The organism is Amycolatopsis azurea DSM 43854, from assembly GCF_001995215.1.
Taxonomy (GTDB): domain Bacteria; phylum Actinomycetota; class Actinomycetes; order Mycobacteriales; family Pseudonocardiaceae; genus Amycolatopsis; species Amycolatopsis azurea.
On sequence record NZ_MUXN01000033.1, the window covers coordinates 59,024 to 78,394 of the forward strand.

Annotated in this window: 20 protein-coding genes, 1 other RNA gene and 1 pseudogene; 8 read left to right on the plus strand and 14 right to left on the minus strand. The window is 68.8% G+C overall.

The genetic code is table 11. The annotated features are described in order from the left end of the window. Positions 1 to 3: 3 nt before the first annotated feature. From B0293_RS40080 to B0293_RS40115, 8 genes are all read right to left on the minus strand, one after another. A complete protein-coding gene (locus B0293_RS40080; protein WP_005166546.1) occupies positions 4 to 480 on the minus strand; it encodes a hypothetical protein in 477 nt (158 codons plus the stop codon). A gap of 9 nt (positions 481 to 489) precedes the next feature. After that, entirely contained in the window at positions 490 to 756 is a 267-nt protein-coding gene (locus B0293_RS40085; RefSeq protein ID WP_005166545.1) for a hypothetical protein, read from the minus strand. 443 nt (positions 757 to 1,199) lie between these two features. Beyond that, positions 1,200 to 2,063 carry an SCO6745 family protein gene (locus B0293_RS40090; RefSeq protein WP_005166544.1) on the minus strand — a complete coding sequence of 288 codons (864 nt, stop codon included), beginning with the start codon at positions 2,061 to 2,063 and terminating at the stop codon, positions 1,200 to 1,202. A 248-nt stretch (positions 2,064 to 2,311) separates the two neighbouring features. Further along, positions 2,312 to 2,710, minus strand: an RNA gene (gene rnpB / locus B0293_RS40095) — RNase P RNA component class A. 14 nt (positions 2,711 to 2,724) lie between these two features. Next, a complete protein-coding gene (locus B0293_RS40100; RefSeq protein ID WP_245192133.1) occupies positions 2,725 to 3,300 on the minus strand; it encodes a COG4315 family predicted lipoprotein in 576 nt (191 codons plus the stop codon). Continuing rightward, entirely contained in the window at positions 3,221 to 4,504 is a 1,284-nt protein-coding gene (locus B0293_RS40105; RefSeq protein WP_005166540.1) for an NAD(P)/FAD-dependent oxidoreductase, read from the minus strand. Before B0293_RS40105 ends, B0293_RS40100 begins: the two co-directional genes overlap by 80 nt. Next, on the minus strand, positions 4,501 to 5,325 hold the full coding sequence (locus B0293_RS40110; RefSeq protein WP_005166539.1) for a ferredoxin: 825 nt from the start codon (positions 5,323 to 5,325) through the stop codon (positions 4,501 to 4,503). Before B0293_RS40110 ends, B0293_RS40105 begins: the two co-directional genes overlap by 4 nt. Beyond that, the gene (locus B0293_RS40115) at positions 5,322 to 5,972 is read right to left on the minus strand and encodes a DUF4142 domain-containing protein (RefSeq protein WP_005166537.1); all 651 of its coding nucleotides are present in this window, start codon (positions 5,970 to 5,972) and stop codon (positions 5,322 to 5,324) included. The genes B0293_RS40110 and B0293_RS40115 overlap by 4 nt, the downstream gene beginning before the upstream one ends. Before the next feature lie 260 nt (positions 5,973 to 6,232). On the opposite strand from B0293_RS40115, the gene B0293_RS40120 reads away from it, so the two are divergent. The 4 genes from B0293_RS40120 to sfnG are packed head-to-tail and all read left to right on the plus strand — an operon-like array spanning position 6,233 to position 11,145. Continuing rightward, entirely contained in the window at positions 6,233 to 6,787 is a 555-nt protein-coding gene (locus tag B0293_RS40120; protein ID WP_039919633.1) for a sigma-70 family RNA polymerase sigma factor, read from the plus strand. A gap of 11 nt (positions 6,788 to 6,798) precedes the next feature. Beyond that, positions 6,799 to 7,173, plus strand: coding sequence for a zf-HC2 domain-containing protein (locus B0293_RS40125; RefSeq protein WP_005166534.1), 375 nt, complete (start codon positions 6,799 to 6,801; stop codon positions 7,171 to 7,173). A gap of 31 nt (positions 7,174 to 7,204) precedes the next feature. Continuing rightward, positions 7,205 to 9,985 (plus strand): helix-turn-helix transcriptional regulator, encoded by a 2,781-nt coding sequence (locus B0293_RS40130; RefSeq protein ID WP_005166533.1) that lies wholly within the window; start codon positions 7,205 to 7,207, stop codon positions 9,983 to 9,985. Between the two features lie 32 nt (positions 9,986 to 10,017). Then, a complete protein-coding gene (gene sfnG, locus B0293_RS40135; RefSeq protein ID WP_005166532.1) occupies positions 10,018 to 11,145 on the plus strand; it encodes a dimethylsulfone monooxygenase SfnG in 1,128 nt (375 codons plus the stop codon). Between the two features lie 79 nt (positions 11,146 to 11,224). Here sfnG and B0293_RS40140 read toward each other — a convergent pair whose 3' ends face one another. From B0293_RS40140 to B0293_RS40155, 4 genes are all read right to left on the minus strand, one after another. Beyond that, positions 11,225 to 12,952, minus strand: coding sequence for a hypothetical protein (locus tag B0293_RS40140; protein WP_039919631.1), 1,728 nt, complete (start codon positions 12,950 to 12,952; stop codon positions 11,225 to 11,227). Positions 12,953 to 13,064: 112 nt separating this feature from the next. Next, the gene (locus B0293_RS40145) at positions 13,065 to 14,192 is read right to left on the minus strand and encodes a bifunctional RNase H/acid phosphatase (protein ID WP_005166530.1); all 1,128 of its coding nucleotides are present in this window, start codon (positions 14,190 to 14,192) and stop codon (positions 13,065 to 13,067) included. Next, complete coding sequence (locus tag B0293_RS40150; RefSeq protein WP_005166529.1) at positions 14,189 to 14,926, minus strand: zinc ribbon domain-containing protein; 738 nt, start codon at positions 14,924 to 14,926, stop codon at positions 14,189 to 14,191. The genes B0293_RS40145 and B0293_RS40150 overlap by 4 nt, the downstream gene beginning before the upstream one ends. A 17-nt stretch (positions 14,927 to 14,943) precedes the next feature. Further along, positions 14,944 to 15,765, minus strand: coding sequence for a Nif3-like dinuclear metal center hexameric protein (locus B0293_RS40155; protein WP_005166527.1), 822 nt, complete (start codon positions 15,763 to 15,765; stop codon positions 14,944 to 14,946). Positions 15,766 to 15,796: 31 nt separating this feature from the next. Here B0293_RS40155 and B0293_RS40160 point away from each other — a divergent pair, with 31 nt between their 5' ends. Continuing rightward, positions 15,797 to 16,360 carry a chorismate mutase gene (locus B0293_RS40160; protein WP_039919630.1) on the plus strand — a complete coding sequence of 188 codons (564 nt, stop codon included), beginning with the start codon at positions 15,797 to 15,799 and terminating at the stop codon, positions 16,358 to 16,360. Positions 16,361 to 16,457: 97 nt separating this feature from the next. Here B0293_RS40160 and B0293_RS40165 read toward each other — a convergent pair whose 3' ends face one another. Further along, a complete protein-coding gene (locus B0293_RS40165; protein ID WP_005166525.1) occupies positions 16,458 to 16,778 on the minus strand; it encodes a hypothetical protein in 321 nt (106 codons plus the stop codon). Positions 16,779 to 16,909: 131 nt separating this feature from the next. Between B0293_RS40165 and B0293_RS40170 the strand changes: the two genes are divergently transcribed. The 3 genes from B0293_RS40170 to B0293_RS40180 are packed head-to-tail and all read left to right on the plus strand — an operon-like array spanning position 16,910 to position 18,888. After that, on the plus strand, positions 16,910 to 17,371 hold the full coding sequence (locus tag B0293_RS40170) for a low molecular weight protein-tyrosine-phosphatase (RefSeq protein WP_005166523.1): 462 nt from the start codon (positions 16,910 to 16,912) through the stop codon (positions 17,369 to 17,371). 23 nt (positions 17,372 to 17,394) lie between these two features. Further along, entirely contained in the window at positions 17,395 to 18,216 is an 822-nt protein-coding gene (locus B0293_RS40175) for an SURF1 family cytochrome oxidase biogenesis protein (protein WP_039919628.1), read from the plus strand. A 54-nt stretch (positions 18,217 to 18,270) separates the two neighbouring features. Then, positions 18,271 to 18,888, plus strand: a complete 618-nt coding sequence (locus B0293_RS40180; RefSeq protein WP_005166517.1) for an FMN-binding negative transcriptional regulator — start codon at positions 18,271 to 18,273, stop codon at positions 18,886 to 18,888. A gap of 332 nt (positions 18,889 to 19,220) precedes the next feature. On the opposite strand, the pseudogene B0293_RS44560 reads toward B0293_RS40180, so the two are convergent. Further along, positions 19,221 to 19,371 (minus strand): annotated as a pseudogene (locus B0293_RS44560) (cobalamin biosynthesis protein); the annotation flags it as partial.

The following is a 19,371-nucleotide window of genomic DNA, read 5'->3' on the forward strand; positions in this document are numbered from 1 at the left end:
CGACTACCTCCCGGCCCGAGCCGCAGGGCGGCTCCGACGCGCTCGTGGTGTTCCCTGAGCTCCGGCGCCGCCGCCGTAGCCGTGGTGCTGGTACTGCCGTCTCCTGCGGTGCTTCGGTAGCGGGCGGCTCGCCCGTACCCGGACGCGTGAGGCGCTGGCCGCGCCTCCCGTGCCCGTGGTCCGTTCTCTTGGTGTGTTGAGCTCTTTCGCCGCCATCGCGGCCACGGCGCCCAGCGGGCGCTCGTGGCTGATCTTGGCCGTGATCAATCTGGTGATCACAATTGTGGCGACGAAGGCCCAGGCGGTCGAGAAGAACCCGAAGCTCCAGCCCGCCCACCGTTCGGCGGTGAGCACGAGCAGGAAGACCGGGATACCGACGAGCCACGCGACGTAGCGGGCTCTCCAGGGAAAAGTCGCTTTCGGCGGGCCGAGCCAGACGGCGTCGACCCGGTAAACCTCGTCATCGGTGCGGATACGCAACGCGAGCCCTCAGCCTGTGAAGAGGCCGGCGATCCACTGGCCCACGTTGACTCCGGCGCCACTCACCGCGAGGCCGATGATCGCCAGCGCGATCACCACACCGGCGAGTCGGCGCATGACACCGGCGTTGTCCCCTTTGCCACCGCCCAGCCACAACAGCAGAAGTGCGACAGCCAGCAGCACCAAGGGGATGATGTTGTCGATCAGCCAGGTGCGGACGTTGCCGGTGCCGAGCTCGCCGGCGGCCAGCGTGTCGAGGGTGGTCAAGGTCATCATCGCATTACTCCCGGTGCGCGGAGAGGGGGTTCGCGCGGTTCTGGCTCGGTGGTGCTTCGAACATCATGGCGTCACGAGGCGTAGCGGTCAAAGCGCGCTCTGTAGATATCGATTTGTCTACCGGTGACAGAGCGAGGCACAGCACCACGACCATCCTCGGTCTCCATCATCGTTGCAAGGGTCGTCTGGATTAACCCCGGACACCCGTATTTCGCAGTGCGCAGCCGAAAACACCCGGCTACGACGCTTCTTGCTCACCGTGAGTACGGATCGACCGAGGAAAATCCGGCCGCGACCAGTGTGACATGACTCGTTCGGTGGCTTCTCACGAGTCCGCTGGGTGAGCACGCATTCGACAAAAAACATCGGCGCCGATCAAGTGAAGGTCACACTTCCGTTACCCAAAGCGAAATCGGGGGCCGCATTTTCGCTACATAGCGTAATTATCGGCTCGTCGCGAACACATTCGCGGGAAAAGCGCCCGCTTCGACGGCTTGACGGCTCAACGGCCCGCACAGCTCGTGAAGACGCTTGGTCTTCTCTTCGCCGAGGTGCGCCCAAGGGCCCATCGACGCCACGTTCGTGGCGGCTTCGATCCGCTCGCGAAGATCGTTCCCGGCCTCGGTCAGGCCGCCTTCGGCGTCGAGGACGCCCCGGTCACGGAGCTTGGCGACCGCGCCGTCCCACTGCTCGTCGTTCCAGCCGCGGGACGCCTTGGCCGCGGCGGCGAGGAAGCCCTTGCCTGTGGCGGTGTGCGAGACGAGCGCGTCGAGCCCGTCGAGCCCGTTGAGGACCAGCGCGGCGATGTGGCCGTCGCCGCGGTGTTCACGCAACAGGGTGATGGCGTGCCAGAGCACGAGATGAGGCTCGCTCGGCCAGCCGAGGCCGGCGTGCCCGGCGTAGAGCGGGCGGCCGTCGGCCTGGCAGCCCCCGGTCGCCTCGCGGGCGAGTTCGGCCGCCTCGGCGACCTGCTCGGAGCCGAGGGTGTCCTTGCCGAGCAGCCTGGTCAGCGTCGCGTCGACGGCTTCGAACCGGGCTTCGATGATCTTTTCGGGCGTGGCCAGCGTCCACGCCCGCGGGATGTACTTGGCGACCAATTCGGGGCTGAAGTTGTAGAAGGTGGCCGCGACCACGCCGGCACTCACCGCGCCCATCGGTGCCGCGCGACCCGCGAAGTAGGTCATGCGCCCCGGGCGGAGGCCCGCGCCGGTGAGCGCGGCTTCCGTCTCCGGCGCGAAGTAGGTAAGGGAATGCAGTACATCGAACGTCCCGCGGAACCGTCCCGTGACCCGACTCGCTTCACCCATGGATGGCACCCTACCGGCAAGTAGACGGGGTGCGCAGCGCCCGAAAGTGCCGTGGCGGGAGCAAGGGACCTTTGCTATCGCGTCCCGAGGGCGGTGCAGGTGAGGAGTGGGTCGGGGTGGTCGTGAGCGGTAAGTGTCGTTCTAACGCGACTTACCACTCACGACCACCCCGGCCGACCTCCCACCGCAACCGAGGTCCGCGAAGGTAGGTAAGGCGCCCTTCACGGTCTCCTACTAATAAGAAGGTACGGACGAGCCGGCGTGTAAGCCGGATCCTGTCCTCGCCTCGCCTTGCGGCTGAGCGAGTGGCGGCCATCCATCTAGGCCCACCGTCGCCGGCGGGCTCGAGCGGCCTACCCGCAGACTCGGGCGAGCAGCCCTCGGTCGTCTGCGCAGGAGCCTCGCGGCTCCCTCTTGGCCTTGCTCCGGGTGGGGTTTACCTAGCCGTCCTGGTCACCCAGGACGCTGGTGGTCTCTTACACCACCGTTTCACCCTTACCTCCGCCCGCGAAGCGCACGGAGGCGGTCTGTTTTCTGTGGCACTGTCCCGCGGGTCGCCCCGGGTTGCCGTTAACAACCACCCTGCCCTGTGGAGTCCGGACTTTCCTCGAACCGGTTTCCCGGCTCGCGGCCGCCCCGCCGACTCGTCCGTCGGCGAATCCTACTGCACGGGTCCGGGCAGGCAGTTCAGGTTGCGCCGCCCGTCGGACTGGACGACGAACCACAGGTGGTCGGTGCCCTGACCGGTCCATTCACCCGGTCGGGCGTTGGCGAACTTGTAGAGCGGCCAGCCGGCCAGCGTCACCTGCCGGGTGCCCTCGGGACGCTTGATGGTGTCGACGATCCCCGGGTCGATGCCGGTCACCGAGGGCGTGCCGGTGGTCGTGACGGGGACCCACACCGCGGCGCAGTCCCCGAGGCACGCCGAGCGGGCCTTGTGCGGGTCGTCGCGTTCGTACCGGAAGAGGACGGCGCCGGTCTCGTCGAGGACGGCCTGCCCCATCCGGGTCATGTAGACGGCGGTCAGCCGAGTGCCGGACGGCACCTCCGCCGGAGACGGAGAGCTGGGCCGCGAGGTACCCGACGGCGGCAGGCGTGGGCTGGGGAGGGATTCGGTGACCGGGGCCTTGGCCGTCAGCGCCACCTGCTCCCCCGGATCAGCCGCCTGCCACCACATCGCGGCGCCCACGACGAGCGCCGCGATGACGACGAGCATGGTCAACCGCGATCGGCGCATCGGGCGTCTCCGTTTCTCCCGGGTGGCTGACGGGGTTCTGCTCCGCGATCTCGTTGGTCCAGTGGAGGACGGCGGACGGGCTGTCGAGGCCGACGACACCGACGAGACGCCCCTTGCGGACGAAGCCGGTGACGGGCCGTTCGCCACCGACGGGTGAGGCGAGCGCGACGGTGTCGGTGCCGAGCTTCGGGATGCCGCCCGCCTGGATGCGCATGCCGTGCTGTTCGGACCAGAACCGCGGCACCGGCGCGAACGGCCGCGAGCCCTGCGGGCCGGCAAGGAGGTTCTCCGCCGCCGCCCGGCCCATCTCGACGGCGTTGAGCCAGTGTTCGACCCGTCTCGGCGTCTCGTCGAACCGCAGGTTCGGCCACTGCGCGACGTCGCCGGCGGCGACGATGGTGCCCATCCCCAGCACGTGACAGGTCGGCGAGCAGACGACGCCGTCGTCGAGCGGCAGCTTGGATCCGCGCAGCCACGAGATCGACGGCACGGTCCCGACCGCCACGACGACGCAGGAGACATCCAGGATCCAGCCGTCGGACGACCGCAGCCGCAGGCCGTTCGCCGTCGTCTGCCAGCTGTCGACGGAAGCGCCCAGCGCCAGCCGCACGCCTCGCGACCTATGCAGCGCCGACAGCTTCTGCCCGATGTGCTTGCCGACGACCTCGCCGAGCAGATGCGCCGACCGGCCGACGACGGTGACCTCGCGCCCCGTCTCGCGCAGGCTCGCGGCGACCTCGCAGCCGATGAACCCGCTGCCCAGCACCGCGACCGGACCGTGGTCGGCGGCGAGGTTGTCACGCAGTTCGGCGGCGTCGGCCAGGGTCCGGACGACGACCACGCGCGGATGTCCGTGCGGGACACCGGAAAGCCGCCGGGGCTCGACGCCGCAGGCGATGACGAGCCCGTCGTAGGGCAGTTCCTCCGCCCCGGGCAGGTGGACGACCTGGCGGCCCGGCTGCAGATGCGTGGCCGGGGTGTTGAACCGCCATTCGGCGTCGATCTCGTCGATCCGGGCGAGCGCCATCTCCGCCGGGTCCGTGGCACCGGTCAGCAGCTGCTTGGACAACGCGGGCCGGTGATAGGGCAGGGCCGGTTCGTTGCCGACGATCACCAGTTCGCCGTCGAACCGCAGTTCCCGCAACCGTTCCGCGCAGCGCAGTCCAGCCAGTCCGCCGCCGACGACGACGATCCGTTCGCTCATTGTCCCGTCCCTTGCAGGTGGATGGCTCGCATCGGACAAGCCCGGGCCGCGGCCTGGACCAAGGGCATCTGTTTGGCGCCCGGTTTCCGGAGATACCGCAGCTGGCCGTCGCCTTGCAGCTGGAAGACCTGCGGCGCTTCGGCCTGGCAGATGGCGTAGCTGTGGCATTTCTTGTCGTCGACGGAGATCCGGACCGGTGCGGCCCGGACGTCGCCGTCGTCGAGCAGTCCCAGGCGGACCAGCGCCCGGGGCGGGAGCACCCGCAGCACGGTGAGCACGACGGCGGGGGTGAGCACGGTGATCCCGCCGAGCCAGACCGTCGCGAGATTCCCGTTCGCGGACGCGCCGAGCCAGGAGTGGATCGCCAGCAGTCCGACCGCGAAGTAGCCGAGCTGGTGGAACCGCTGCCAGCCGCGGCCGTTCACCCGGCGGCTGTTCATTCGACGCCCGAGCGCGGCGGTGACGGAGACGGCGATGAACAGTTCCAGTCCGACGACGCCCGCCGCGTGCCGAGCGGACCCGCCACCGGCGAACGGGATCAGCAGCGCGAGTACGCCGAACGAATCGTCGTCGAGGAAGAGATAGGACAGGCCGTGGACGACACCGGTGGCGAGACTGAACACGGCGAGGACGACGTGCCCGCCGCGCAGCGCCTCGTGACCGGTGATCCGCCTGATCCAGCCGGTGGCGGTCAGCACTCCCCACGCCAGGGTCAGGCACATCGTCAGGTAGGCGAACCGGGCCGAGAGCGTGGCGATGTCCCGGACGCCGCTGTCGTGCGGTGACGGGGCGGGGATCACCGCCAGGAACGCGGCCGTCACGCGCGCCTGCCCGGTGCGCCGAGGACCCGCACGAGCCCGAACGTCGCTCCCCCGGCGACCATCGCCAGGAGCACGCCGAACACGACATCGCCGCCGTCGAGTTCGTTGCCACCGGTGGGAACGACCATCAACGAGGTCGTCTCGGCGATGCCGGTGCTTTCGAGCAGGGTCATGTGCCGCATCACGGTGTCGACGGCGTTCTGCGCGAAGGACCGCATCGCGTCGTCGCGGGTGGCGGCCCGGACCTGGGAAGCGAGACCGAAGATGCTCCCGTGCGCGGCACGGGCGCGGTTGACGTAGAGACGGTCGAAGCCGGAACCGGCGGCACCGCTGATCTCGTCCACCCAGGACCGCTGTTCTTCGGTGGGTTCGCCGGGGAGTCCGACTCGGACCTTCGAAGCGAGTTCGCGGACCTGTGCGTCGAGGCGGTCGTGGTCGTCGGCGAGTTTGCGGCCGACCTCCCGTACCCGCTGCCCGCTCGCGCGCTGTTCCGCCTGACGACCGGCCGGGCCTTCCCACAAACAGGCCTGCCGTACCTGAACGAGTAGTTCCCGATCATGGGAATCGATTTCCGCCGAGGCGCTGTCGGGCATGCCGATCCCGATCGCCAGTAAGGCGATCACCACTCCGAGCAGTCGATAGATCATTTCACCCGTCCCCACGGTGGATACGCATCGAACAAAGCGCCTCACTGGGAGTACGGGGAACCGGAGCGGCCGGTTCGATCCCTGCCCGGACACCGGGTGTGATGTGCATCACACGACACATTTAGAACCGTTTATCGTCGGCGTACGTACCGGGCTACCAATTGTGAACGGAGCACTACTGCACATGGCTCACGGCGAAAGTCTGCGCTACGGTGTACGAACCCGCGAAATCCTCCACCACTGGGGAGGTCTCGAACTTCATGGAAGCAGTGGGCAGAGAATGCCGATTCGGCGGCGAGCGTCGGCCGAACGAGCTTTCCGAAGAGCTGATTTCGTTGCTGTACAAGGACTTCCGCGAGACACTGTTCAGCCAGGTGATGTACCTGACCGGCCACGATCAGCAATGGACCGAGGACGTCGTCCAGGAAACGCTGATCCGTGCCTGGCAGCATTCCGACACGTTGAACCGTGAGCCGGGAATGCTGCGCGGCTGGCTGCTCACGGTCGCCCGGCGGATAGTCATCGACGGCTGGCGAAACCGGCGCGCCCGCCCGCAAGAGGTCGAGCTGGACAGTTCCGAAAACGCCGAAATAGCGGACCAGACCGATCAGTCACTGTCCGCACTCGTCATTTCCGAAGCGCTACGCTATCTGGACAGCAAATATCAGGCGGTCATCTACGAGACGTATCTGACCGGACATACAGTCCGGGAGGCGGCGGTGATATTGGGAATACCGGAGGGAACGGTCAAATCACGGCTGTACGCGGCTATGAGGACATTGCGACGGTCGTTAGGAGAGCTGGGTTCGCGATGATGAAGCGAAGGGTGAAACACACCGATGCGGCGGCGTACGTACTCGGTGTGCTCGACCGGACGGAGGCCCACGCCTTCGAAAGGCATTTGCGGGGCTGTGTGCGCTGCGGCCGACAGGTCGCGGAATTCACGTCGGTGGAAGACGCGCTCGCGAGGGCCGATCTGCGCTACCTGTCCCCCGGCGCCGCCGTCGTCCGGCGCTGCGGCCGGCTGTCGATGCTCGTGGCCAACCTCGCGGTGATCCTGGTGGCGTGCGTCGTCGCGGCCCTGATGTCGGCACAACGGTCGTCCGGCCGGTACCGGCGGGTCTCGTCGGATGCGGACATCTTGACCTCTGCTCCCCTCGACGACCAGCGATCACTCCCGTCACCGCCTACGTTCAAGTAGTCTGCCGCAAGCCGACACGAAGGTCTCTACGGTGCATACCGAAGTAAATCCCGAGAGTCCCTTCGGCGGGACTTCGGTACCGAAGCGTCCCGCCGGGTTACTGGGTCGCGACAGCGAACTCGACACGATCACCGGGCTGTTCCGTGGTGCCCTGCGCGGCCGCGCCACCAGCGCCGTGGTGGTCGGGGAATTCGGCATGGGCAAGACGTCGGTGCTCGGCGCCGCCGGTGAACTCGCGGAAGCGGCCGGGTTCACCGTCGCGATCGCCGCCGCGTCCCGGCTGGAGACGCATCTGAGCGGCGGTGTCGGCCGCCAGCTGATCGAAGGGCTCACCCACGCGCCCGCGGAGCACAGTCCCCGGAACGAGCAGGAACAGACAGCGGCGCTCGAAGCGTTCTTCCACGCCGTCCGCCACGCCGCCGAACAGGGACCGGTCTTCCTCGGCATCGACAACATCCACCTCGCCGACCCGTGGTCGATGCGCTGCCTCGCCTACATCCGGCATCGCGTGGTGCAGCTGCCGGTGATGATCGTGCTGACCTCGCTGATCGGGCATTTGCAGACCGGCGAAGTCGCCCTGCTGGAGATGTCCGGCTGCACCCCGGCCACGATCCGGCTGCGCGGACTGGGGACGCGGCACGTCGCCGAGTTCCTCCGTGTCTCGACCGGCCGGTTCGCCGAGGAATGCCGCGAGGTCACCGGCGGCAACCCGTACCTGCTGGGCGCGTTGCGCCGCCGTCTGGTCCCCGGGATGGACCTGGACGCCGCGGGGTCGGCGATGGTCGGCGAGGTGCTGCGGGTCCGCATGCACGAGTACACCGCCGCGCCGAAGATGCTCGAAGCCGTCGCGATCCTGGGCGAGGACGCGAGTTTCGACCTGCTGGCGCAGCTCGCGGGAGTCGACGAGAGCACCGCGCTGGCGGCCATCGACACGATGGTGCGCGGACATCTGCTGACCAACAGCCACCGGCCGGCGCTGACCTACCGGTTCGTCCGCAACTCGGTGCTCGCCGACATGCCGCTCACCACCAGGGCGGTCACCCAGTCGCGGGCGGCGCGGCTCCTGCATGACGCGGGCGCCCCGCCGGAACGGGTCGGCGCCCACCTTTTGGAGGCGACCGCGATCAGGATCCCCTGGGCGGTCGACGTGCTGCGGCTGGCCGCCCGGCATTCGGTGGTCGAGGGCGATCCGGAACTGTCCGTCCGGTTCCTTTCCCGGGCGCTGGAGGAGCGGCTCAGCGAACGGAAGCGGATGGCGATCCTGCTCCAGCTCGCGCACGCGGAGTTCCACTGCGACCCGGATTCGGCGCCGGCCAGGGTGCGCGAGGCCGTCGACCACATCGACGACCGCGAAACCGCGGCCTTCGCCGCAACGGCCATGATCCTTTCGCTGTGCTGCGGCCCGGACGCGCGGCTGGCGATCAACTCCGCGGGCCAGTTCGCCGCACGGCTCGACGCGGGCGGGCCCGACGCCGTCTGGCCGCTGCTGTGCATGACCTATCTCGCCGAGGCGGGCAGCAGACTCGGGCCGCCGCCGGACTTCCGCGATTTCGAACAGCAATGGGCGCCGCTGAACGACCCCGCCGCGCAACAGAGCCGATCGGGGTTGCTGGCGCTCGACACGGTGCGGAGCGGGAAGTCTTCGGCGAACGCCGTCCGGCATTTCGGGGACGCCTTGTCCGGCGAACAACCCGAACTGTTCGAACAGCCCTACTTCTTCACGCTCGCGACGGCCGTACTCGCCGACGAGGCCGCCCTCACCGACAAGCTCTGCCAGGTCCTCGACACCGAGCGTCTGCCCTGGGACTTCCATGTGCCGAAGGGAGCCCTCGCCACCCTCGCCCGCGGGATCGCCCTGCAGGCGGGCGGTGACCTGGTGCGCGCGAGTGTCCACTACGAATCCCTGGTGCGGCAGTTCGACGAACGCGGCGCCACCGGCCGGTGCCCGATCGCGGTGCTGTGCGTGGCCAGGCTGATCGAGGTCTCGGTGGACCTCGGCCGCCACGACGTCGCGAACGCCCTGCTGGACAGAATCGATTTCGCTGCCACGCAAGCACTTTTCACGCACAACTACCTGCTCTACGCCCGCGGCAGGCTCCGGGCGGCCTCCGGCGAACCCGAACTCGGCTACGAGGATCTGCGCGGCTGCGGGCGCCGTCTCGAACACCACGGCATGCGTTTCCCCGGGTTCGCTCCCTGGCGGGCGCACGCTGCCCGCACCGCGCTGGTGCTCGGGCGCACGGACGCGGCGGCCAAACTCGCCGAAGAGGATCTCGCCGCCGCGGAACAGTGGGGGACGCCGAGAATCCTCGGCGGCGCGCTGACCACCGCCGGCCTCGTCCGCGACGACGGCGTCGGCGAGGAGGCCGAACGCCTGCTCACCAAGGCCGTCGATGTGCTCGGCGGATCGACCGCGAAACTGGCGCTGGCCGAGGCCCTGACCGAACTCGGCTCGCTCCAAGCCCGGCACGGGCAGGGCGAGAAGGCGATCGTGACGCTGCGGCGGGCCACGCAGTCGAGCAGGCACTGCGGGACGCGGCCGCTCGCGAGGCGGGCCGCCGAAGCGCTGCGGGACGCGCGGACGAGCCTCACGACGGCGAAGGACAACGAACACGGCCTCACCAAACAGGAATACCGCGTCGCGGTGATGGCGTCACAAGGTCTCACCAACCGGGAAATCGCCGAAGCGCTGCACCTGACCCGCCGCACGGTCGAACTGCATTTGTCCGGTGCCTACCGGAAACTGGAGATCACCGGACGCACCGAATTGGGTTCCGCGCTCGGCCGATCCCAGCGCGTGGACGGCGATTGACGGTTTCCGGGTGCGGCGGTTCACTCCGCGACATGCCGGGAATCGAATCCGAACCACTCAAATTCGCCTATTGGGTCCCCAATGTGAGCGGCGGCCTGGTCACCAGCGACATCGAGCAGCGCACCGATTGGGGCTACGAGTACAACCGGGATCTCGCCGTCCTCGCGGAGAACAGCGGGTTCGAATACGCGCTGAGCCAGGTCCGCTACACGGCCAGCTATGGTGCCGCCTACCAGCACGAATCGACCGGGTTCAGCCTCGCGCTGCTGCTCGCGACGCAGCGGTTGAAGGTGATCGCGGCGATCCATCCCGGCCTGTGGCATCCCGGGGTGCTCGCGAAGTTCATCGCCAGCGCGGACGTGATCTCCGGTGGGCGCGCGGCGGTCAACGTGGTCAGCGGCTGGTTCAAGGACGAATTCACCGGCCTCGGCGAACCGTGGCTGGAACACGACGAACGGTACCGTCGTTCGGAAGAGTTCATTCGCGTACTGAAGGAACTCTGGGCGAGCGACCACGCCGAATTCGGCGGCGACTTCTATCGGATCCACGATTTCGACATCAAACCCAAACCGGTCGGGCGGCCGCATCCGGAGATCTTCCAGGGCGGCAACTCCACCGCGGCGCGGAAGCTCGCGGGCCGGGTCTCGGATTGGTACTTCAGCAACGGCAAGGACTTCGACGGCTTCAGCGAGCAGGTCGAGGAGGTCCGCGGTTACGCGGCCGAGAACGACCACGCCGTCCGCTTCGGACTCAACGGTTTCGTGATCGCGCGGGAAACCGAAAGCGAGGCGAAGGCCGTGCTGCGCGAGATCGTCGAAAAGGCGAACACCGACGCCGTCGAGGGTTTCCGCAACGCCGTCAAGCAGGCGGGAGGCTCCACTTCGGACAAGAAGGGGATGTGGGCCGACTCGGAGTTCAAGGATCTGGTGCAGTACAACGACGGCTTCCGCACCGGCCTGATCGGCACGCCGGAGCAGATCGCGGACCGGGCCATCGAGTACAAGAGGCGCGGGGCGAACCTGCTGCTGCTCGGCTTCCTGCACTACCTGGAGGACGTCGAGCACTTCGGGAAGCACGTGCTGCCGGTGATCCGGGCGAAGGAGGCGGACCTGGAACGAGGCGCCGCCACCCCCGAACCCCTGGCTGTCTCCACCCCCTGACCCGAAATGCGTTTAGTCCTATGGATGCGGTCTTTGCGCCGGGCAACTACCGCATTCAGAGGACTAAACGCGTGGGTCTTTAAGGGAGATACACCGTCTGGCCGGGGTGCATGGAGGGACCGCAGTCGTTGAGCGGCTTACCGAAGCGCACCTTTTCGACCTCCGGCATGGTCTTCGCCGCGTAGTCCTGGACGGCCTTCAGCTTCTCAGGGCTGGAGACGGCGTCCTTGCGCACGAAGTCCCCGCTGCGCAGCCCGACGCCCGGGTACACGAAGACCGGCTCGTAGTCGCGGTCGATCCGCGGGTCGACGGTGATGCCGTTGCCCGCGGCCCACGGGCCCCACGAGTGGATGAAGGTCGGCTTGACCTTGTCGAACACGTAGTCGCGCAGCCCCGGCATGTCGCCCTTCTTGACGAAGTCCGCGACGTCCGCCTCGACCAGCCCGGCCATGTCGACCAGGTGCAGACGGCTGGTCATCGACGAGCCGCCGAGGTCGGGCAGCAGCAGCGACGCCTGCTGGAGACCGAGGATGTCGGCCATGGTGTTGAAACCGCGGCCGAAGCGGTCGGCGATGAGGCACGCGGGCACCGTCGGGGACTGCTGGAACTTCTCCGTCGACGACGCGAAACCCATTCCGGACGGGATCGCGGCCGCGACCAGCACGAGCACCACGACGGCCCGCAGCGCCGCCCGCGAACGACGCAGCAGCTCACCCGCGGCCAGCGTTCCCGCCAGCGCGGCGAGGATCCAGATCGGGGTGGCGAAGCGGTGCTGGCCCATCCAGTCCGGGACCATCACGCCGTACGCGATGATGCCCAGCGCCAGCGGTGTCAGCAGCGCGACAAACGCCTGCCGCCAGTCCGCCCGGACCAGCGCGTAACCGATGGTCAGCGCCAGCAGGATCGTCCCGGCGACACCGGCGTAGCCGACCAGCTCGAACGGCTGCTTCAGCGCCGAAAGCCCGGGCAGGCCCTGTCCCTTCGCGATGGACGGGTTCGCCAGCAGCCTGCCGAACTCCGCGATCCGCCAGGCGAGGTACGCGCCGAACGGGATCGCGAACGCGACCACCGACACCACGACGAGTTTGACGCTCTGCCCCAGCAGCGGCTTCCGCAGCTGGAACAGGACGACGAGCGGGTACGCGGCGCCGTAGATCAGGCCTTCGGGGCGGGTCAGCGCGGCGAACGCGACCAGCACCCCGGACCAGATGGCGACCTTCGCGGTGAGCACGGTGTTCTTGCGGACGGCCACGAACAGCAGCACGGCGAGCCACGCGACGGCCATCCCGAACAGGGAGTTCTCCAGACCGGAGATCGTCCAGATGACGAACGACGGGATCGCGGCCAGCGTCAGCCCGGTGACCAGCGTCGCCAGCCAGGCGAAGCGCTCGAAGATCTGCTTCGCCGCGACGTGGCAGGCGGCCAGCGTCCCGGCGGTGAACAGGAGCCCCAGCAGCTTCGGGAACAGGACGTAGTCGGGAAGGCCGAACAGCGTGCCGCTGTCGAAGACGCCGAAGAGCTTCCCGACCGCCAGCAGCACCAGCCAGGTCGAGTTCGACCAGCCCTCGACCGACGGCTGCCCCGGCTGGAGCACCGGGCCGAGCCCGTCCGCGAAGCTGCGCGCGTAGGAGAAGGTGATGGCCGCGTCGTCGACGATCCAGTGGCCGTAGAGCGTGGCGTGCCAGGCCAGCGCCGCGACACCGGCGAGGACCGCCAGGTACGGCGCGATCCGAACGGCGAGACCACGACGGGCCGGCGTTTCGGGCACGTCTTTTTCGGAAGCTTCGCTAACTGCGCTCGCCGTCATGTCCCCGTCTTCGCCTTTTCACTCACGTCCCCGTCGCCGAAACTGTAGCCAATACCCCATCGGCCGCCCGCGACACGTCATATCCAGGCGTGATCCGCGCCACAGTTCCAGGCTACGAGAGGTGCGAGATGTCGTTCACCAAGCGGACCGAGGCGTTGCCGTCCGGGTAGAACTCGACGATCGACAGCGAGGCCAGATCCAGGTGCAGGCGGAACAGCAGCGACGGCCCGGCGTCCAGGCCCATCCGCAGCAGCGCTTTGATCGGCGTGACATGGCTGACCAGCACCAGCGTCCGCCCGCCGTACCGCGCGATCAGCTCGTCGCGAGCCTTGCGGACACGCCGGTGGACGCCGTCGAAGCTCTCGCCGCCCGGCGCCGCGATCGAGGTGTCCGAGAGCCAGCTGGTCTGGAACTCGGGATCGCGGTCCATGGCCTCTTTGAAGGTGAGGCCCTCCCAGTCGCCGAAATCGGTCTCGATCAGCCCGGGGTGGGTCTCGACCCGGCCGCCGAGCGCGTCCGCGATCGCCTGCGCGGTCTGCTGGGTGCGGATCAGCGGCGAGGCGATGATCGGCGCGGCCTCGCCGTCGACGACCAGGCCCTCCATCGCACCGAGACGTTTCGCCGCGGCGGCCGCCTGCTGCTTGCCGTGCTCGGTGAGCGGCACGTCACCGCGACCGGAGTACCGCTTGCCGACCGACATCGCCGTCTGGCCGTGCCGCACGAGGAGCAGTTTGGTCGGTGTCCCGGTGGCGCCGGTCCAGCCCACCGGGCTGACCCTGTCCTGCTTCACGGTCTTCGGCGCTTCCGGCTTCTTCGCGGTCTGGGCGCCGTCACGTCCGGCGTCCATCGCCTCGTTCGCGAGCCCGTCGGCGTGGGAGTTCTCCGCGCGCGGGATCCACTCGTAGCGCACGCGCGAGAACCGAGCCGCCAGTTCCTTGGCCTCGGCGTTCAGCGGCTGCATCGACGGGTGCTTGACCTTCCAGCGCCCGGACATCTGCTCCACCACGAGCTTCGAGTCCATTCGAACGTCCACAGTGGACACTCCGAGCTCGGCGGCCGCGGTGAGCCCGGCGATCAGGCCGCCGTACTCGGCGACGTTGTTGGTCGCGATGCCGATGTAGGCCTTGCGCTCGGCGAGCACCTCACCGGTGGCGGCGTCCTTGACGACCGCGCCGTACCCGGCGGGACCGGGGTTGCCCCGGGAACCGCCGTCGGCCTCGATGAGCACATGGTCGGTCACAGGCCGGACTCCAGCGTGCGGACCAGGATGGCGCCGCAGTTCTCGCACTGGATGACGTTGTCCTCGGGAGCGGCCTTGATCTCGGCGATCTCGCGGCGGTCGATGTCGAGCTGGCAGGCACCGCAGCGGCGGGCCCGCAGCAGCGACGCGCCGATGCCCTTGTGCGCCCGGACCCGCTCGTAGAGCTTCAGCAGGTCTTCGGGGAATCGCGGCAGGAGCTTGGCGCGGTCCTCGTCGCGGCGCGCCTTCGTGGTGTCGAGGTCGGTGAAGTTCTCGTCGCGACGGCTGACGGCTTCGGCGACCTCGCCCTCGGCCTTCGCGACCTCGGCGCTGGTGCGCTGGGCGTCGAGTTCGAGCGCCTCGCGGCGTTCCATCAGCTCCAGCAGGTCGTCCTCGAGCGCGGACTGGCGCCGGTTGAGGCTGTTGAGCTCGTGCTCGATGTCGGTCATCTGCTTCGCGGCGACTGAACCGGATTCGAGGAGTTTGCGGTCGCGGTCGCCGCGGGCGCGCACCGACTCGATCTCCTTCTCCTGGCGGGCGATCTCGCGGTCGAGGTCGGACGCCGCCGTCTGGACCGAGACCAGCGCGTCCCGTCGTTCGCGAACCGTCTTCTCACCCGCGTCGATCTCGGCGATCTCCGGCAGGGTGCGACGGCGGTGGGCGGTACGCGCGAGTTCGGCGTCCACCTTCGCGAGTTCGAGCAGCTGGCGCTGGACGGCGGGGTCGGCCTTCACGGTGCTCCTTGAAGTTCTTAGTGCTCGGTTCGGGTGGCCCGTAGCGTCCACGGGTCGGTGCACCGCGTGGAGACGTGAACGTCGACGTTACCCGCAAACGCGGCGCGGACGACGTCCGAGGCTTGCTCACACCACGGCCATTCGCTCGCCCAGTGCGTCACGCCGACCAGGGCGGGGACTTCGGCGATCTCCGCGAGGTGCTCGCCCGCCGGATGATGCCGGAGATCGGCGGTGACGTACGCGTCGACCCCGGCGGCGGTGGCACGCTTGAGATAGCTGTCGCCGGAACCGCCGGAAACGGCGACGCGGCGGATCGGGCGGTCCGGGTCGCCCGCGCCGTAGACGCCGGGTTCCGTACGGGGCAAGGCGTTCGCGACGCGTTCGACGAAGGCGGAGAACGGTTCGGCCGCGGGCAGTTCGCCGATGCGGCCGATGCCGGTGACGCCGTCTTCGCGCGGGTCCAGCGGTCCGAGGACGGTCAGGCCGATGGCGTCGGCGAGCGCGTCGGAGACACCGGGCGAGGCGGAATCGGCGTTGGTGTGCGCGCAGTAGAGGGCGACGCCGGCGCGGATCAGACGATGCACGAGGCGCCCCTTGGTGCTGTCGGCGGGGACGCCGTGGACGCCGCGCAGCAGCAGCGGGTGGTGCGCGACGATCAGCCGCGCGCCGCGGTCGATCGCCTCTTCGACGGTCTCGTCGACCGGGTCGACGCAGAACAGGACCTTGTCCACGTTCTCGGCCGGGTCGCCGCAGACGAGTCCGACGGCGTCCCACGATTCGGCGAGTTCGGGCGGATACGCCTGCTCCAGGGCGGCGATGACTTCGGCTAGCGCGGGCACCGGGGGATTTTCGCATGTAGCGTTTCCGGACATGCGACTTCGGGTGCTCTGTGCGTTGCTCGTGGCCGGGTTGCTCGCGGTGCCCGCGCCGGCGTCGGCGTCGGCGTCTCCGGGATTCTGGAAGCTGACCGATCTGGCGGCGCGGCGCGTGCAGATCGCCGACAAGGTCGCGGCCGCGAAGTTCGGCACCCCGTCGCCGATCGACGACCCGGTACGCGAACAGCAGATCCTCGACTCGGTGGCGGCGAAGGCGCCCGGCCTCGGCCTCGACCCGTCCGTCGTGGTGCGGTTCTTCCGCGACCAGATCGAGGCGAACAAGGTCGTGCAGCGCGGCCTGTACGCGAAGTGGACCGAGCACCCCGGCACGCGACCGCCGGAACGGCCCGATCTGGGCACCGAGGTCCGGCCGGTGATCGACCGGCTCAACACCGGCCTGCTCACCGAACTCGCGGCGACCCGGGACGCGCGGGAGCGGCGGTCGTGCGACGTGCGGCTGGCGGTCACGGTGCGGCTGGTCGACGCGCGTCGCGGGCTGGACCCGCTGCACTCGGTGGCGCTCGGGGAGTCCGTGCGGTCGGCCTGCACGCACCCCTGACCTTAGGGCGGGAGCAAGGGACCTTTGCTATCGCCTGGGTCGCTGACCTGCGGAAAGAGAGCAAGGGACCTTTGCTATCGCGCCCTGAGCCCGAGTGTCAGTCCAGCGCCTTCGCGTCCTTGTTGACCGCCCAACGGCCGGCCGCTCGCATCACGCGGCCGGTCCACAGCATCGCTCGATAAGCCTTCGTCGAGTGATCGGGGGTGTCGGGCTCGACGACCTGGTACGGCGCGACGGACGCGCTCGACCGGAGGTGCAACGGCATCCTGGTCATCGCCTCTTTCGGCGATCTGGCCTGGACGAAGTGGTGCTCCGACAGGATCCGCCCGACCTCGTAGGGGTGCGGAAGCTTGACGGTGATGCGATACCAGCGGAGCCCGGTTGCCGGGGACTCGACGGTGGGTAGTGGTGCGCTCATACGCGACCTTCCTGCGTGTTTCTCTCCAGGAGGGTCTACTCCCGCTTCGTCCGCGCTTTCCAGTTCGGCGCGCCCGATAGCCGTTCGGAGCCGGTGAACGGTCGCTCTCCCCCGGCCTTCACACTGATCGGGTGCTGCACATCGTCTTCGTCTGTTCCGGCAACATCTGCCGCTCCCCGATGGCCGAGCTCGTCTTCCGCGCGAAGGTCGAGGAAGCCGGTCTCGACCACCTCGTCCAGGTGTCCAGCGCGGGCACCGGCGGCTGGCACGTGGGCGAGGCCGCCGACAAGCGGGCCCGCGCGAAGCTCGCCGAACACGGTTACCCGACCGGTCACGTCGCGGCCGAGGTCGATCGTGGGCATCTGGCCGCCGACCTGCTGCTCGCGGCCGACGACAGCCACCTGTCGTTCCTCCGGCGCAAGGTTTCGGATCCGGCGAAGGTGCGTCTGCTGCGCGAGTTCGACCCGTCCGCGCCGGAAGGCGCCGAGGTCCCAGACCCGTACTACGGCGAGGACGACGGTTTCGAGGACGTCCTCGGCATGATCGAGCGATCCGTTCCGGGCCTGCTCGACTGGGTGCGCGCACACGCCTGAGGCCGACCGCTTACCGTGGTGGGGTGCGGTTGAAGTTCCTGCTTAAGCCCGGGTGGCTGGCTTTGACGTTGGTGGTGTTCACCTTCGCCATCACTTGCTTCACCCTGCTCGCGCCGTGGCAGTTCTCCCGCAACACCGAACGCGAACACCAGAACGCCGCGCTGCGGGAGTCGTTCGCCGGGCAACCGCGGTCGCTGGAGCAGCTGCTCCCCAACGGCGCCGTGCCTGATCAGCGCACCGAATGGCACCTGGTCGCGATGAAGGGCACGTACCTTCCCGAGGGCGAGGTCGTAGCCCGCCTTCGCTCCGTACAGGGCGAAGCGGCCTTCGAGGTCCTGACGCCGTTCCGGACCGTCGAAGGCACGATCGTGCTGGTGGACCGCGGGTACGTCCGGCTCGACGACAAGTCGCGCGCCCTCCCCTTCGCCGCGCCTCCCGCCGGACCGGTCGACATCGTCACGCGGGCACGTCACGACGAGCGGGACGGGAAGAACCGCGACGCCTTCGCCGACGAGTCGACCGGCGGGAAGCTGCAGAGCTACGTCGTCGATTCCCAGGTAGTCGCGCGGGCCGCGAAGCTGGACATCCGGCCGGGCTACTTCCAGCTCGACGTGAACCAGCCCGGCGTCCTGGGCGCGCTGCCGCTCCCGCAGACCGACGCCGGACCGTTCTTCTCCTACGCACTCCAGTGGATCGCGTTCGGGGCGATGGCGCTGATGGGCTGGCTGTACTTCACCGTCCGGGAGCTGAAGCCGGGCGGCGCGCTGACCACGGAACGGCCGCAACGACGCAAGAGCGTCGCCGAGCTGCTGGCCGAGGACGAACGCTCCGAAGTGGCCACCTGATCTGACGTGAAAATGGCCCTTTCATAGGTCCATTGCGCGTGATCATACTCGATCATGTTGATTCACCCGTGGGACGCCGCCCACGACGACGCCGAATGGCGGGCCTGGCTCTCGGCGCACGACTTCGGCCAGCTGATCGCCGGCGGCGCGGGCCGTGACCTGCCGATCGTCAACCCCGTGCACTTCGTCTACGACGGCGACCGGACGGTCCTGCTGCACCTCGCGCGCCCCAACCCTGTCTGGCCGCTGCTGGAGGAGCACCCGCGCGCGCTGCTCGCGATGACCGGGGACCACACCTACATCCGCTCCGACTGGAACACCCCGGCCGACCCGCCGCACGGCGTCCCGACGTCGTATTACGCGTCCGTCCAGCTCGAATGCGACGTCCGGCTGGTCGACGACGCGGCGGAGAAGGCCGAGCTCCTGGACCGGCAGCTCGCGCACTTCGAACCTGACTCGGTTCGGGCGGGGGTCAGCGCCACCGAGGCGCCGGACAAGCGGCTGCTCCCCGGCATCCGCGGTGTCGAGCTGACCGTGACCGGGGTGCGGGCGAAGTTCAAGTACGGCGGGAACAAGCAGCCGGCCGACCGGTCACGGATCGACTTGGAGCTGGAGCGGCGCGGCGGCCCGGGGGACGGTCAGGCGCGGGCGCAGCTGGCGCGGCGGGAGTGATAGCAAAGGTCCCTTGCTCTCTTTCCGCAGGTCAGCGCACCCGGCGATAGCAAAGGTCCCTTGCTCCCCCGCGAGACTCGCGGCTGGACCCCCTCGCGGTGACCGTGTGGATTTCTGGTCATCCAACGCACCAAAATCCACACAGTCAGTGGTCGCGGCTACGCGGCGTACAGGGTGTGTGGAAATAGGGACACTCAACGTCCCTATTTCCACACACCCCCACCGACCGCCGAGCGACAGCAAAGGTCCCTTGCTCCCTTTCCGCAGGTCAGCGCACTCGGCGATAGCAAAGGTCCCCTGCTCCCCCGAGCGTGAAGCCCCGCGGAACAGGGTCAGCGACGTCGTCGCCAGAGGCCGACGAGACCGGCCAGCACCACCGAGCTGATCGCGCCCAGCCACCCGACCACCCGCGAAAGCTCCACGGCCCGCGTCACGTGCCCGGCGTCCGGGTTGCGGCCGATGCCGAGCACCGGCAGTTCTTCG

Excerpts from the sequence above, each read along its gene's own strand:
- B0293_RS40160 (WP_039919630.1), top strand. The coding sequence starts at position 15,797 with ATGCGACTTCGGGTGCTCTGTGCGTTGCTCGTGGCCGGGTTGCTCGCG.
- sfnG (WP_005166532.1), top strand. The coding sequence starts at position 10,018 with ATGCCGGGAATCGAATCCGAACCACTCAAATTCGCCTATTGGGTCCCC.
- B0293_RS40165 (WP_005166525.1), bottom strand. The coding sequence starts at position 16,778 with ATGAGCGCACCACTACCCACCGTCGAGTCCCCGGCAACCGGGCTCCGC.
- B0293_RS40120 (WP_039919633.1), top strand. The coding sequence starts at position 6,233 with ATGGAAGCAGTGGGCAGAGAATGCCGATTCGGCGGCGAGCGTCGGCCG.
- B0293_RS40180 (WP_005166517.1), top strand. The coding sequence starts at position 18,271 with ATGTTGATTCACCCGTGGGACGCCGCCCACGACGACGCCGAATGGCGG.
- B0293_RS40115 (WP_005166537.1), bottom strand. The coding sequence starts at position 5,972 with ATGATCTATCGACTGCTCGGAGTGGTGATCGCCTTACTGGCGATCGGG.
- B0293_RS40140 (WP_039919631.1), bottom strand. The coding sequence starts at position 12,952 with ATGACGGCGAGCGCAGTTAGCGAAGCTTCCGAAAAAGACGTGCCCGAA.
- B0293_RS40100 (WP_245192133.1), bottom strand. The coding sequence starts at position 3,300 with ATGCGCCGATCGCGGTTGACCATGCTCGTCGTCATCGCGGCGCTCGTC.
- B0293_RS40105 (WP_005166540.1), bottom strand. The coding sequence starts at position 4,504 with ATGAGCGAACGGATCGTCGTCGTCGGCGGCGGACTGGCTGGACTGCGC.
- B0293_RS40085 (WP_005166545.1), bottom strand. The coding sequence starts at position 756 with ATGATGACCTTGACCACCCTCGACACGCTGGCCGCCGGCGAGCTCGGC.
- B0293_RS40090 (WP_005166544.1), bottom strand. The coding sequence starts at position 2,063 with ATGGGTGAAGCGAGTCGGGTCACGGGACGGTTCCGCGGGACGTTCGAT.